Raw genomic sequence first — 12,518 nt, forward strand, 5'->3', positions numbered from 1 at the left:
AGCCTAGTGCGACCCGGCCGTCCCGATCGCGTAGGACACCAGCCCCTCGGCCGGAGCGGTGCGCGCGGTGAAATCCAGCGCCTGCCGCGCCCGTTCGGCGTCGGCCACCAGGTGCCTGACATCGGTGATCCGGTACTGCCCGGTCACGACCGGCGCGGGTCCGTTCAGCGCCTTGGCCATGGTCGAGGCCACCTCCCACAGCGTGAGCGGTTGCCCCGAGCCCACATTCAGCGGCAGGAAGCCGGGCAGCCCGCGCTCGACGGCGGCGACCGTCGCGGACGCCACGTCTCGCACCTGCACGAAGTCCCGGACCTGCCCGCCGTCCTCGAACACGTGCGGCGCCCGCCCGGCGCGCAGCTCGGCCCGGAACCGCGCCACCACACCGGTTTCCGCCGTCCGCACCGGCCGCGCCCCCGCCACCGGCGCGCCATAGACGTGGTTGTACCGCAGCACCGTCGCCGCCGACCCGGTGCCGACCGCCCACGCCAGCGCGTAATGCTCCTGCGCGACTTTGCTTGCCGCGTAAGCGCTGCGCGGCCGCAACGGCGCGTCCTCACCCACCGCCTCCCAGGTCAGCAATTCCCCCGTCCGCGGCGCCCGATGATCGAACAACCCCCGGTCGAGATCCCCCCGCCGCCGCAACCCGGGAAAGAACGGCCCGCTCCGCACGGCCCGGTACCGCCCCTCCCCGTACACCGCCACCGTCGAGGCGAGCACCAGCCGCCGCACCCCCACTCGCTCCATGGCGGCCAGCAGAATCGCGGTCCCCGCGTCGTTGTGCGTGGCGTAGGCGGCCGCCGCCGCCATCTGCAACGGCCCCCGCCGCGCGGGCGCGGCCCCACGCACGCCATCCCTCACCGCACCACGCCCCCCGTCCGTCCCTCGGCCCCTATCGGGACCCCGAACACCCGCCCCATGCCCCACATCCTCGCTCGACCCGCCGCCCGCGCCCCGGCTCCCTGCCTCGCCGCCACCCCGAATCCCCCCAAAGCCCCCGGGTGGCTGCTGCCGATAAGTCGGAACAGTGCTGCGCCCCAGCCCCTTCCCTGACTCCCCCGCACGACCGGAACCGACCACACTCGCCGCCTCCCGACCCACTACGCCGTCCCCCGGACGTGCGCCGCCTCCGTCACTCCCAGCCGGCCCGCCCACTTCCGCGTCAACGCCACCGGCCGGCCCGAATGACCCGCCGTCCGCTCCGACTGGACCACCGCCTCGCCCGGCCGGCGCGCCCGTACCTGCGCCGGTGTCACCACCCGGCCCGGCAGCCACGCCATCTGCTCCGCCTGGTCCGGCAGGACCACCGTCGTGCCCAGCAGGACCACCAACACCGGAAGCATCACCGCTGTGTCCGGGAGACCCGCCGTCTGCTCCGACGGGGTCGCCGCCTCGCCCGGCGGAGTCGACACGGCCGATCAATTTCTCCGGCCGCTCGCCCGGTTCACCCTGTCTCCCAGCAGAATCGCCAGGTCTCGCGCCGGCGCCGCTATCCGGCCCGAGAGGACCGACCGGTCGGCCGACGGCGGGATGCTCGGCACTCGCCTCCGCGGATCTCTTCGCCGCGGCGGGACGGTTCACCGCCGGACCTGAACCCGATAGAGCCTGATCGCCAATGGTTTCGGCGCGCGCCGCGGCCCGCGGCGGAGCCGAGCGGGCGGGCTCGGGCGGCGGCGGGGGCAGGTCCGGCAGCGGGACCGCGGCGGCCAGGTGGCACACCACGTCGACGCCGCGCAGAAGTGGTTCCAGCGCTTCGGGATTGCGGATGTCGACCAGCGAAACCTGTTCGGGCATCGTCGATCCCGGTCCGTGCACCGCGCCGAGCATGGCGTCGATGGCGACGACCTCGTGGCCCGCCTCCAGCAGCGCGCGATGCACGTGGGAACCGATGTAGCCGGCCGCCCCGGTCAACAGCACTCGCAACCGGCCGGACACAGGTCTACCCGAGCTCATTCCTCCAGCGTAGGCGACCGCGCCGGAGCGCGGACCGGACGAGCGCAGCGGGCAGCGCGATTCACACGCGTCGAGCAGCGCGATCCCGGTTCAGCGCGCGGCGAGATCTCGGCGCACAGCGCAGCGAGATCTCGGCATACAGCACAGCGAAAGGCCCGGCTCCGAACAGGAACCGGGCCGGAAACGGGTGGCGGACTAGGGCAGCTCGAACGGCAACTGCACGCCGGTGCCCGAATGCACGCGGCAGGCGTCGCAGGTGTCGTCGCCCTCGACGGCGGCGACCGCGCGGCGCACCAATCCCTTGAAGGGCACCAGGTTTCGCTCGAACTCGGCGAAGACGTCCACGGCGCTCACGCCGTGCCCGGACTCCACCCCGGCGTCCAGGTCGGTGACCAGAGCGATTGCGGAGTAGCACATTTCGAGTTCACGGGCGAGCACGGCCTCGGGGTGACCGGTCATATTGACCAGCTCCCAGCCCAGCCCGGCGAACCACTGGCTCTCGGCGCGGGTGGAGAACCGCGGGCCCTGCACCACGACCATGGTGCCGTGATCCTTCAGCGGCAGTTCGTCGCCCTTGGCGGCGATGGCCGCGGTGCGCAGTTCCGCGCAGTACGGGTCGGCGAAGGAGACGTGCACGCCGCCCGCGTCGAAGAAGGTCTGATCGCGCCCGGAGGTGCGGTCCACCAGCTGATCGGGCACGGCCACGGTGCCCGGCCCCCAATCCGCGCGCAGACTGCCGACCGCGCAGGGGCCGAAGATCCGCCGCACGCCCAGCGAGCGCAGCGCCCACATATTGGCCCGGTAGGGCACGGTGTGCGGGGAGAACTCGTGCTTGCGGCCGTGCCGGGGCAGGAACGCCACCGACCGGCCCTCGACGGTGCCGATGGTGATGGGCGCACTGGGCGCGCCGTAGGGAGTCTCGACCTCCACCGCGGTCGCGTCGTCACCGAAGAAGTCGTAGAAACCGCTACCACCGATAATGGCCAACGTGGCCCGAGAATCCGAACTCATGCCGCCAATTCTTGCGCATCCGGGCGCAACTGGTGGGGTCAGGGCGAACCCTGTACCCTAGGGGGGTATTGACGCCGGGAGTGAGGAAACCGTCGGTGACCAAGGATCAGATCAGCACGGCCGAAGCGGTGACGGACACCGCCGACGTGGCGAAGGCCGCGACGGCGGCGGATCAGGCCGACAAGCCCTGCCACGATCACAGCTCGCACGGCTACATCACCGCCAAGGACGACTACCTCAAGCGCCTGCGCCGCATCGAGGGGCAGAGCCGCGGCCTGCAGCGGATGGTCGAGGAAGAGAAATACTGCATCGACATCCTCACCCAGGTCTCGGCCATGACCAAGGCCCTGCAGGCGGTCGCGATGGGCCTGCTCGAGGATCACATCAGCCACTGCGTCGTGGACGCCGCCATCGCGGGCGGCCCGGAAGCCGAGGCCAAGATCAAGGAAGCCACCGACGCCATCGCGCGCCTGGTCCGCTCCTGATCCGCCGCCGGCGAGCGTCTGTTCCGCCCGCCGGCAGCTGCCGCGCTCTGCCCTGCCCGCTAGCAGGCCGCCATGCCGCTCGCCGTCGACCCGATGGTGAGCGGCATCGCCCAGCGATCCGAACTCGGAATCCGCCCGACCCCCGCCCGCGCGGTGCGCGCGGCGCTCTGCCCGCGTCGCTCCCGCGGACGCCGGGCTATCCCCACATCGACCCCGCCGCGCAACTCCAGTTCCGCGTAGAGCAACCCCTGCGCGCCCTCGGCCAGCGGCGCGATGACCTCGATCCCGTCCGGGCCGTAGATGCGCGCGCGCCCGGTGGGCCGCTGCCCGCCGCCACCTTCCCAGGCGCCGTCCCCGACCACCACGCACGGCGCGATCACGTAGGCGCCGGCCTCGAGGGCGTACATCCGGCTCACGGTGGTGCTCGAATCCGGTCCGGGCGTATCGCCCTCCATCCCGCCGGGCCAGGCGGCGACATGAATCTGCTCACCGTCCGCGCGCAACGCGCGGGTCAGCAGCGGACGCTGGTTCTCCTGCCCGGTCAGCGCGCCCAGCGCCCCGAACGGCGTGCGATGCACGGCCGGGAGATTCGGTGCGCCCGAGGCGAACACCTTGCGCTCCACACCGTTGAGCCCGGCCTTGCGCCGCACCGAGAGCAACACCCCGGAATCGTCGATCACCGCCTGCGACATATAGATTCGGCGATCCTGCCGCTCCCCGAATCCGAGCACCACGTGGATGCCATAGCGACGGGCGGCGGCGGTGACGGCCCGCATTTCGGCGCCGTCGCGTGACATCGAATTCTCGCGGCAACGAGTCGAGTATTCGACGTTCCATTGATTGGTTTCGACCCAGCGCCACCAGGGAAACCCGGGGAGAAACGTCTCCGGGAATGCGACCAGCTCGGCGCCCGACACGGCCGCGGCCCCGATGAGTTCCACGACCTGCTCGACGCCTTCTCGCAGCCGAAGCCATTTCGGCTCGGCCTGGACTGCCGCGACGCGCACCGTTTTTCTCATTGGACAACCCTCATGAGAGGTGATGTTCGCGAATGCCTTCCGAGCGCACCATGCCGAAAAGTGCCGTTTTCCGGACTCTTCATGCCACCGCGATGTTCATTCCAATGAACAGTTCAAAGTAATGTACGGAATGTACCCGGTGTAGTGCCAGTCTCGGTACGGAAGGAACGGTAGAAACTTCGCTCGGTAAGGAAACCCGAAGCACTGGCGACCGCGGACAGCGGAAGCTGTGGAGCGCTGCGCAACAACTCGCAGGCCCGTTCGATTCGCATGCGCCGCAACACCGCTCCCGGTCCGCCCTCGAACTCACCGAACACTCGATAGAGCGTACGCCGCGACATTCGGCAACCGGCCGCGATTCGATCAACACCGAGTTCTGGATCGGTGCAGTTGTCCCGCATGAACACCAGCACGCGTTGACGATTCAGCGCATCGGCCGAACGTTCCCGGGCCACCCCGCCGGTGGCCGCCACCACCGCCGCCGCCAGCAGATCCAATCCGGGCTCGGCCAGCAGCGCCGCACCGCCGGGATCGACGCCCTGCAATTTCGCGATGCCGCGGAAGAATTGCGCCACGACAGCGGGGGCGGAATCCCCCGAAAAAGCCGTCGCCGTAGGAACTTCCGTGCCGAGCAGGCCGTGACGCTCACGCAGCCGGTTCAACGGGACCTGCAGTACCACCTGCTCCCACTCCTGCCCGAATTCCCAGCGGTACGGCCGCGAGGTGTCGTAGAAGACGATGCCGCCCGGTCCCACCTCGGCGATCCGCTCGTCCTGATACAGGCGCGCGGTACCGGAAAGCGGAATGCTCACCAACAGGAACTCGTCCTCGGTCCGCGAGATCAACCGGGGCGTGCGCCGGATCTCCTGCGGCGTCGATCCGACGATCGTGAGCTCGAGATCCCCGTACCTGCCGTGCTCGATATGACCGTGAAAACTCCCGAAACTCCCACTCGCATCCGGCGAAACCGCAAGCGGCACATACGCCGCGCTCACCTGCGCTTCCCAGCGCTCGAATGCCTCCACCGCCGGCGATTCCGACCCGGTCCGCACTTCGAACCGATTGATCGCTTCTGACCCTTCCACTCCCCATCCCTCGACAACCCTCGACGGCCGCCACCCGGCCGAATACCGGGCAGTGTGTCAGATTCGACTGCGGTCAGCCAGCGACGGCGAACGCCTACGCGGCCGATTCACAGCTCGTGTCGAGTTCGAGATCGGCGTACAGGATGCCCTCCTCGTGCCCGCCCAGCGGAGCCGCCAACTCCTCCCCGCCCGGGGCGAAGATTCGCGAGTGACCGCCCGGGCCGCGCACCAGCTGTTTGGCGGGTTCCATTCCGCCGTGGCGACTTTCGCTGCCCGCGACATCCATAATCGAACACGCCGCGACCACATTGAGCTGACCGACCACCGCGTACCAGAGCGTCGCGGCGTTGTTCACCCGCACACCCCACTCCACATCCCGGGCGATGATGAAGCCCGGCCACGACACCACGTGCACCTGAGCACCGGTGCGCTCCAACTCCCGGCGCGCGGGCAGATGCAACTGCTCCGACCCGCCCTGCACCCCGATCCGGCCGATATCGGTGCGGAACACGTACGGCGCGGTCACCTCACCGCAACGAAAGATCTTGTGCTCCAATGGCGTCAGCTCGGGCTTGCGCCGCACACCGGCCAGGACGCCGCAGTCGTCGATCAGGCACTGCGACATGTACAGCGAGGTGCCGCAGCGCTCGCTGAAGCCGAGCAGCACGTGCACCCGATTGCGCCGCGCGGCATCGGCGATCCGGCGGAATTCGGTGCGGCCCACCGTCATGGAGTTCGTGCGGTAGCGCGCGAAGAAGCCCTGTCCCCAGCTCACCGAATCCAGCCACAGCCACCACGGGTAGCCCGGCAGGAAGGTCTCGGGGAAGGCCACCAGCTGCGCGCCGCCCGCGGCCGCGGTCTCGATGAGTTCGATCGCCTGCTGGACGCCCGCCCGCAGGTCCAGCCATCGTGGTTCGGCCTGGACAGCCGCCACCCGCACCTTGGTTCGCACCTCGGCCCCCTTCGACACGCTCGGGATGATCTGTGCAATCACCCTTCGCCGAACGGAGGCGAGGTGCAGCGACATACCGTGCCGAGCTACCGACCGGACGTGCCTGAGTCCATTCGCGCAGGTATCCGCGCTGGTGAGCGCCCCGAATGCCGGGCGTACAGCACGCAACCCGGTCGTCGGCGGCTCGACGACGACCGGGTCGCGTCTCCTCATCGCATGACCCGGCCGGTCGGCAACGTCGACGACTGCGCCTGCGTGCAAGCGGCGCTTCGCCCCAGACACGATCGGGACGCGAAGACCGGCGGTGCACGGGGTCAACGAGTTGGTGCGGAGAAGATCAGCGGCGTGAACCGGATGCCTTCACAAGTATTCACATCGGGCACGATGTTGTGACTGTCCGGCCGTGCCAGATCACTGACTATTCACGTCATGGCGGTTTGACCGCGCGGCGTACGCGGAATCCCGTACGACTCAGGCGTACTCGGTCCGGAATTCCCCCGGCGTCATTCCCATTTCGCGCCGGAAGGCCCGATAGAACTGTCGTTCGGAGACGAATCCCGAGGCCCGCGCGATCGAAAGCAACGGCCTCGTCTGATCGGTCCGGATGAGGGCCAGCGCCCGTTCGATCCGCAACCGGCGCAGCACCGCGGCGACGCCGTCGTCACCCTCCTCGAATAGGCGATAGAGCGTGCGGCGCGAGACCGAGCACGCCGCCGCGACATCGTCCACGGTCAGTCCGGGATCGGCGAAATGCCGTTGTATGTAGGTCAGCGCGTGCTGCCTGGCCAGCGCCTGCCCGGCTTCCTCGTGCGGGGTCTCCCCGGCCGCCAATTGGACCACCGACGCCAGCAGTCCGGTGCCGTGCCGGGCCAGCACCGCGGCCTGATCGGGGGCGGTCTGCTGCAATTGCGCCAGCCCGCAGAAGAATCGGCCGACGATGCCCGCCGCGCCCTCGGGCGGGAACCGCACCGCGGTCGGTATGCGATCGGAGGGGACCCCCGAGGCCCGGACCACCCGCGACAGCGGCACCTGCACGGCCACCACCCCCCAGTTCTGCTCGAAATGCGCGGTGAAGGGCCGTGAGCTCACGTAGAGCATGAGCCCGCGGTTCGCCATCTCCCCGACCCGGCCGTCCTGCTCCAGCCAGCCGCTGCCCTGCGTGGTGATGCTGGCGAACAGGTACGGCTCATCGGGCTCGTGGATCAGGCGGGGCAGGCGCGAGATGTGCTGGCCGGTCGCCGTAACCGTCGAAATGTCCATATCATCGAACCGCGACTGCACGATGCGGGCCCGGAACTCGCCCGGGCGAACCGGGGTGACGACCAGCGGCACATACGCCTGCGCGACGGCAGCCTCCCACTGCTCGAATGCCTGCTGTTCGGAAACCTCGGGGGTAGATCTAACATCGACCACCGCGGGATCGGAGCCGCCGCTCATTGGCCGATTGTCGCACCATTGGTGTTCCAGAATGCCGAAATCCCTTCACATCTTCCAACTTTCGGAAGACGCGCCCGAAATAGGTAAGTTGCCCGAAGAAACCAGAACCGCCAAGACCCAGCACTCCGGATCGCACCGCAACCCGCGGCACGAATCCTCACCCCCCAGTTGAGCTTTCACTTCGCGACGACGCGAGCTGACCGTGACACCGTGTTACTGATATCGGGCCGGAAACACCCGCAAAGCAAAGCCGAATACGACTCGGCGATAAGGCAATTCACGCCACCGCGAAATCCGCGCCGGCGGCCGGCAATTCCGGGCGGGACGACGCGGGAACACCATCGCCCCGACGAGCCGCGGGGCCGTCAGTCGCCGCAGCAGCCCTGTGCCGCGGCGGAGCCCGACGGCCCCGGCACCGACCGCACCTCGCGGGTCTGGGCGTTCCGCGCCGCCAACTCCGCGTCCGCCGGATAGTCCACCGCGATCAGGCTCAACCCGTGCGCGGGCGCGACGGTCACCGCGCTGGCCCGCTCGCGTTCGTTCAGCAAACCGCCGATCCACTCCGGCGTGCGCCGGCCCTCCCCGACCGCGAGCACACCGCCCACCAGGCTGCGGACCATCGACCAGCAGAAGGCGTCGGCGCTGACGTAGGCGGTCAGCAACTCACCGTCGCGCTCCCACTCGAAGCGCTGGAGCTCGCGAATGGTGGTCGCGCCCTCGCGCCGCCGGCAGAAGGCCGCGAAATCGTGCAGGCCCAAGAGCTTTCGAGAGGCCGCGCGCATGGCCTCGAGATCCACGCCGGGACGGCACGGCACGATATGGCGGGCCTGCAGGGGTTCCGCGCCGAACGGCGCGGTGGTCAGGCGATAGGCGTAGTGCCTGCGGATCGCCGAGAAGCGGGCGTCGAACTCCGGCGGCACGAGCCGAACATCCTTGACGCGCACGTCTTTCGGCAGGAACCGCGCCAGCCGGTGCACCAGGCGCGCGCCGTCCACCGCGGTGCGGGTGTCGAAATGCGCCACCTGCCCCTGCGCGTGCACCCCGGCGTCGGTGCGCCCGGCCACGGTGAGCTGGATCGGCTCGCGCTGCACCTTGCTCAGCGATTCCTCCAGCACGCCCTGCACGGTGCGCAGACCGGGCTGGCGGGCCCAGCCGGTGAAGTCGGTGCCGTCATAGCTGATGTCGAGCCGCACCCGAACCGGCGTCTGCTCGGGCTCCGGCGACTCGGCCGCCTGATCGTCCACGGTCACAGCGATCTCCTGGTTAACATGAAAGAAGCCCGCCGACCCGGAGGGGACGGCGGGCTTCCTCATGGAATGAGCGGGAAGACTAGGCGTCTTCCTTCTTCTCCAGGTCAGCGGCCTCGGCGGGAGCCTCGGCAGCAACCTCGGTGGTCTCCTCGGCCTTCGCCTCGTCGGCGACGGCCTCGGGGGCCTTCGAAGCCGCGACGCGACGGGCACGATCGGCCTCGTTGGTCACGGTCTTCTCGCGGACCAGCTCGATGATCGCCATCGGGGCGTTGTCGCCCTTGCGCGGGATCGTCTTGATGATCCGGGTGTAGCCACCCTCGCGACCCTCGAACGACGGTCCGATGTTCGCGAAAAGCTCGTGCACGACGTCCTTGGAGCGGATCACCTTCATCACCTCGCGACGGTCGGCAAGGGTGCCGGCCTTCGCCTTGGTGACAAGCTTCTCGGCGTACGGGCGCAGGGCCTTGGCCTTGGACTCGGTGGTCGTGATGCGACCGTGCTCGAAGAGCGCCGTGGCCAGGTTGGCGAAGATCGCCTTCTGGTGCGACGCCGACCCGCCGAAGCGGGCACCCTTCTTGGGCTTGGGCATTGGAATCTCCTGTGTCTAAGACCGTCGGGGCGCCCGCCCCATTACGGCCTAAAGCTGTTCGGTCTCGGCGTAGTCCTGCTCGCCGCTGTCGGTGTCGCTGAACGAACCGCTGTCGCTCCAGGTGCCGCTCGCCGCGTCGTAACCGACGACGGAGGACGGATCGAAGGAGGCCGGGGAGTCCTTGAGGGACAGACCAAGCGAATGCAGCTTGACCTTGACCTCGTCGATGGACTTCTGGCCGAAGTTGCGGATATCCAGCAGATCGGACTCGGTGCGGGCAACCAGCTCGCCGACGGTGTGCACACCCTCGCGCTTGAGGCAGTTGTAGGACCGCACGGTCAGGTCCAGGTCCTCGATCGGCAGACCGAACGAAGCGATGTGATCCGCCTCGGCCGGGCTGGGGCCGATCTCGATGCCCTCGGCCTCGACGTTCAGCTCGCGAGCGAGACCGAACAGTTCGACCAGAGTCTTACCCGCCGACGCCAGCGCATCCCGAGCGGAGATCGAGTTCTTGGTCTCGACATCCAGGATGAGCCGGTCGAAGTCGGTGCGCTGCTCGACACGAGTCGCCTCGACCTTGTAGGTCACCTTCAGAACCGGCGAGTAGATCGAATCCACCGGAATCCGGCCGATTTCCGCACCCGACGCCTTGTTCTGCACGGCAGGAACGTAGCCGCGACCGCGCTCGACGACGAGCTCGATCTCCAGCTTGCCCTTGTCGTTCAGGGTCGCGATGTGCATGTCCGGGTTGTGCACGGTGACACCGGCCGGCGGAACGATGTCCCCACCGGTGACGGCCCCCGGGCCCTGCTTACGGACGTACATGGTGACCGGCTCGTCCTCTTCGGACGACACAACCAGGCCCTTGAGGTTCAGGATGATGTCGGTGACATCTTCCTTCACGCCCGGAACCGTGGTGAACTCGTGCAGCACGCCGTCGATGCGGATGCTCGTGACAGCGGCACCCGGGATGCTCGACAGCAGCGTGCGGCGCAGCGAGTTGCCGAGGGTGTAACCGAAGCCCGGCTCGAGCGGTTCGATGGTGAACCGCGACCGGTTCTCGGACACAACCTCTTCGGTCAGTGTCGGTCGCTGTGAAATCAGCATGGATTTCTCCTCCTTCGAGCGTCCGCTATTTGACGCTCACGACTGGAATTGTGAACTCCCACATCCCTTTACGCTGGGCCGGAGCCCTACGTTGGATGTCAAGTCTCAAGCCCTGACGAATGTCAAGCATTGGGCCTTGATCTGGGGTGTGGGGGCGAAGCCCCCACAAGTGGTCATCCACCAGCGGCGCGTTAGCGCCCCTATTACTTCGAGTAGAACTCGACGATCAGCTGTTCCTGCAGCGGAACATCGATCTGCGCACGCTCGGGGAGCTGGTGCACCAGAATGCGAAGACGGCCGGGAACGACCTGGAGCCAACCCGGAACCGGGCGGTCACCAACGGTTTCGCGCGCAACCTGGAAAGGCAGGGTGCCCAGCGACTTCTCCCGGACATCGATGATGTCGTACTGGGAGACCTGGAAGCTGGGGACGTCGACCTTCACGCCGTTGACCAGCAGGTGGCCGTGCGAGACGAGCTGACGGGCCTGGCGACGGGTACGGGCCAGACCGGCGCGGTACACGACGTTGTCCAGACGGGTCTCGAGCAGGCGAAGCAGGTTGTCGCCGGTCTTGCCGGTCTGACGGTTGGCCTCCGCGTAGTACTTGCGGAACTGCTTCTCCATGACGCCGTACGAGAAGCGAGCCTTCTGCTTCTCCTGCAGCTGCATGAGGTACTCGGATTCCTTGATCCGCGCGCGGCCGTGCTGGCCCGGCGGGTAAGGACGACGCTCGAACGCCTGGTCGCCTCCAACGAGGTCAACACGGAGACGACGCGACTTGCGGGTGATGGGGCCTGTATAGCGAGCCATGATTCTTTACCTTTTCCTTCCCGCTTTAGACGCGACGCCGCTTGGGCGGACGGCAGCCGTTGTGCGGCTGCGGAGTGACATCGGAGATCGTGCCGACCTCGAGGCCGGCGGCCTGGAGGGAACGGATCGCGGTCTCGCGGCCCGAGCCCGGGCCCTTCACGAACACGTCGACCTTCTTGACGCCGTGCTCCTGCGCCTTGCGGGCAGCGTTCTCGGCGGCGAGCTGCGCGGCGAACGGGGTCGACTTACGCGAGCCCTTGAAACCGACGTGGCCCGAGGACGCCCATGCGATGACGTTGCCGGTCGGGTCGGTGATCGACACGATGGTGTTGTTGAACGTGCTCTTGATGTGAGCGTGGCCGTGCGGGATGTTCTTCTTATCCCGGCGACGCGCTTTCTGAGTCTTCTTCGGACCGGAGGTCCGGCTCTTCGGAGGCATGCGCTATCCCTACTTCTTCTTGCCGGCGACGGTCTTCTTCGGACCCTTGCGCGTGCGGGCGTTGGTCTTGGTCCGCTGGCCACGCACGGGCAGCCCACGACGGTGGCGAAGACCCTGGTAGCAGCCGATCTCGATCTTGCGACGGATGTCGGCCTGAACCTCGCGGCGCAGGTCGCCTTCCACCTTCAGAGCGGAGCGCTCGATGAAGTCACGAAGAGTCGTGAGCTGCTCATCGGTGAGGTCCTTGGAACGCAGGTCCGGGCTGACGCCCGTGCCCGCGAGGATCTCCTTGGACCGGGTACGGCCAATGCCGAAGATGTAGGTCAGCGCGATCTCCATGCGCTTTTCGCGCGGGAGATCGACGCCCATCAGACGTGCCATGTGG

The 12,518-nt window shown here is 68.2% G+C and carries 14 protein-coding genes and 1 pseudogene; 1 reads left to right on the top strand and 14 read right to left on the bottom strand.

Annotated features, from left to right (window positions below; all coding sequences use genetic code 11):
- Window positions 1–3 precede the first annotated feature (3 nt).
- The 4 genes and pseudogenes from ABZ319_RS10380 to ABZ319_RS10395 form a co-directional block, all read right to left on the bottom strand.
- Window positions 4–846, bottom strand: a complete 843-nt coding sequence (locus ABZ319_RS10380) for an NAD-dependent epimerase/dehydratase family protein (RefSeq protein WP_354986133.1) — start codon at window positions 844–846, stop codon at window positions 4–6.
- A gap of 251 nt (window positions 847–1,097) precedes the next feature.
- Window positions 1,098–1,340 carry a hypothetical protein gene (locus ABZ319_RS10385; protein WP_354986138.1) on the bottom strand — a complete coding sequence of 81 codons (243 nt, stop codon included), beginning with the start codon at window positions 1,338–1,340 and terminating at the stop codon, window positions 1,098–1,100.
- 352 nt (window positions 1,341–1,692) lie between these two features.
- A pseudogene (locus ABZ319_RS10390) lies at window positions 1,693–1,920 on the bottom strand (NAD-dependent epimerase/dehydratase family protein); the annotation flags it as partial.
- Window positions 1,921–2,145: 225 nt separating this feature from the next.
- A complete protein-coding gene (locus ABZ319_RS10395) occupies window positions 2,146–2,961 on the bottom strand; it encodes an S-methyl-5'-thioadenosine phosphorylase (RefSeq protein ID WP_354986064.1) in 816 nt (271 codons plus the stop codon).
- A 146-nt stretch (window positions 2,962–3,107) separates the two neighbouring features.
- Here ABZ319_RS10395 and ABZ319_RS10400 point away from each other — a divergent pair, with 146 nt between their 5' ends.
- Window positions 3,108–3,446, top strand: a complete 339-nt coding sequence (locus ABZ319_RS10400; RefSeq protein ID WP_354986134.1) for a metal-sensitive transcriptional regulator — start codon at window positions 3,108–3,110, stop codon at window positions 3,444–3,446.
- A gap of 59 nt (window positions 3,447–3,505) precedes the next feature.
- On the opposite strand, the gene ABZ319_RS10405 is transcribed toward ABZ319_RS10400, so the two are convergent.
- The 10 genes from ABZ319_RS10405 to rpsM all read right to left on the bottom strand — a co-directional run bounded on the left by ABZ319_RS10405 (window position 3,506) and on the right by rpsM (window position 12,514).
- A complete protein-coding gene (locus tag ABZ319_RS10405) occupies window positions 3,506–4,465 on the bottom strand; it encodes a nitrilase-related carbon-nitrogen hydrolase (protein ID WP_354986065.1) in 960 nt (319 codons plus the stop codon).
- A gap of 113 nt (window positions 4,466–4,578) precedes the next feature.
- Complete coding sequence (locus ABZ319_RS10410; RefSeq protein WP_354986066.1) at window positions 4,579–5,490, bottom strand: helix-turn-helix domain-containing protein; 912 nt, start codon at window positions 5,488–5,490, stop codon at window positions 4,579–4,581.
- A 154-nt stretch (window positions 5,491–5,644) separates the two neighbouring features.
- The gene (locus ABZ319_RS10415; RefSeq protein WP_354986067.1) at window positions 5,645–6,520 is read right to left on the bottom strand and encodes a nitrilase-related carbon-nitrogen hydrolase; all 876 of its coding nucleotides are present in this window, start codon (window positions 6,518–6,520) and stop codon (window positions 5,645–5,647) included.
- A 453-nt stretch (window positions 6,521–6,973) separates the two neighbouring features.
- Complete coding sequence (locus tag ABZ319_RS10420) at window positions 6,974–7,939, bottom strand: helix-turn-helix domain-containing protein (protein WP_354986068.1); 966 nt, start codon at window positions 7,937–7,939, stop codon at window positions 6,974–6,976.
- Window positions 7,940–8,304: 365 nt separating this feature from the next.
- On the bottom strand, window positions 8,305–9,132 hold the full coding sequence (truA, locus tag ABZ319_RS10425; protein ID WP_354986135.1) for a tRNA pseudouridine(38-40) synthase TruA: 828 nt from the start codon (window positions 9,130–9,132) through the stop codon (window positions 8,305–8,307).
- Window positions 9,133–9,268: 136 nt separating this feature from the next.
- A complete protein-coding gene (gene rplQ, locus ABZ319_RS10430) occupies window positions 9,269–9,778 on the bottom strand; it encodes a 50S ribosomal protein L17 (RefSeq protein WP_354986069.1) in 510 nt (169 codons plus the stop codon).
- Window positions 9,779–9,826: 48 nt separating this feature from the next.
- The gene (locus ABZ319_RS10435) at window positions 9,827–10,885 is read right to left on the bottom strand and encodes a DNA-directed RNA polymerase subunit alpha (protein WP_354986070.1); all 1,059 of its coding nucleotides are present in this window, start codon (window positions 10,883–10,885) and stop codon (window positions 9,827–9,829) included.
- A gap of 203 nt (window positions 10,886–11,088) precedes the next feature.
- Window positions 11,089–11,694 carry a 30S ribosomal protein S4 gene (gene rpsD / locus ABZ319_RS10440; protein ID WP_354986071.1) on the bottom strand — a complete coding sequence of 202 codons (606 nt, stop codon included), beginning with the start codon at window positions 11,692–11,694 and terminating at the stop codon, window positions 11,089–11,091.
- Window positions 11,695–11,719: 25 nt separating this feature from the next.
- Window positions 11,720–12,133 (bottom strand): 30S ribosomal protein S11, encoded by a 414-nt coding sequence (gene rpsK / locus ABZ319_RS10445; RefSeq protein WP_354986072.1) that lies wholly within the window; start codon window positions 12,131–12,133, stop codon window positions 11,720–11,722.
- Between the two features lie 9 nt (window positions 12,134–12,142).
- The gene (rpsM, locus tag ABZ319_RS10450; RefSeq protein WP_354986073.1) at window positions 12,143–12,514 is read right to left on the bottom strand and encodes a 30S ribosomal protein S13; all 372 of its coding nucleotides are present in this window, start codon (window positions 12,512–12,514) and stop codon (window positions 12,143–12,145) included.
- Window positions 12,515–12,518: the final 4 nt, after the last annotated feature.

The organism is Nocardia sp. NPDC005978 (assembly GCF_040614455.1).
Lineage (GTDB): Bacteria > Actinomycetota > Actinomycetes > Mycobacteriales > Mycobacteriaceae > Nocardia.

What these genes read in the sequence shown, in the direction of transcription:
- ABZ319_RS10420 (WP_354986068.1), bottom strand. Translation starts at nt 7,939, where the DNA reads ATGAGCGGCGGCTCCGATCCCGCGGTGGTCGATGTTAGATCTACCCCC.
- rplQ (WP_354986069.1), bottom strand. Translation starts at nt 9,778, where the DNA reads ATGCCCAAGCCCAAGAAGGGTGCCCGCTTCGGCGGGTCGGCGTCGCAC.
- rpsK (WP_354986072.1), bottom strand. Translation starts at nt 12,133, where the DNA reads ATGCCTCCGAAGAGCCGGACCTCCGGTCCGAAGAAGACTCAGAAAGCG.
- ABZ319_RS10405 (WP_354986065.1), bottom strand. Translation starts at nt 4,465, where the DNA reads ATGAGAAAAACGGTGCGCGTCGCGGCAGTCCAGGCCGAGCCGAAATGG.
- rpsM (WP_354986073.1), bottom strand. Translation starts at nt 12,514, where the DNA reads ATGGCACGTCTGATGGGCGTCGATCTCCCGCGCGAAAAGCGCATGGAG.
- ABZ319_RS10435 (WP_354986070.1), bottom strand. Translation starts at nt 10,885, where the DNA reads ATGCTGATTTCACAGCGACCGACACTGACCGAAGAGGTTGTGTCCGAG.
- ABZ319_RS10395 (WP_354986064.1), bottom strand. Translation starts at nt 2,961, where the DNA reads ATGAGTTCGGATTCTCGGGCCACGTTGGCCATTATCGGTGGTAGCGGT.
- ABZ319_RS10385 (WP_354986138.1), bottom strand. Translation starts at nt 1,340, where the DNA reads ATGCTTCCGGTGTTGGTGGTCCTGCTGGGCACGACGGTGGTCCTGCCG.
- rpsD (WP_354986071.1), bottom strand. Translation starts at nt 11,694, where the DNA reads ATGGCTCGCTATACAGGCCCCATCACCCGCAAGTCGCGTCGTCTCCGT.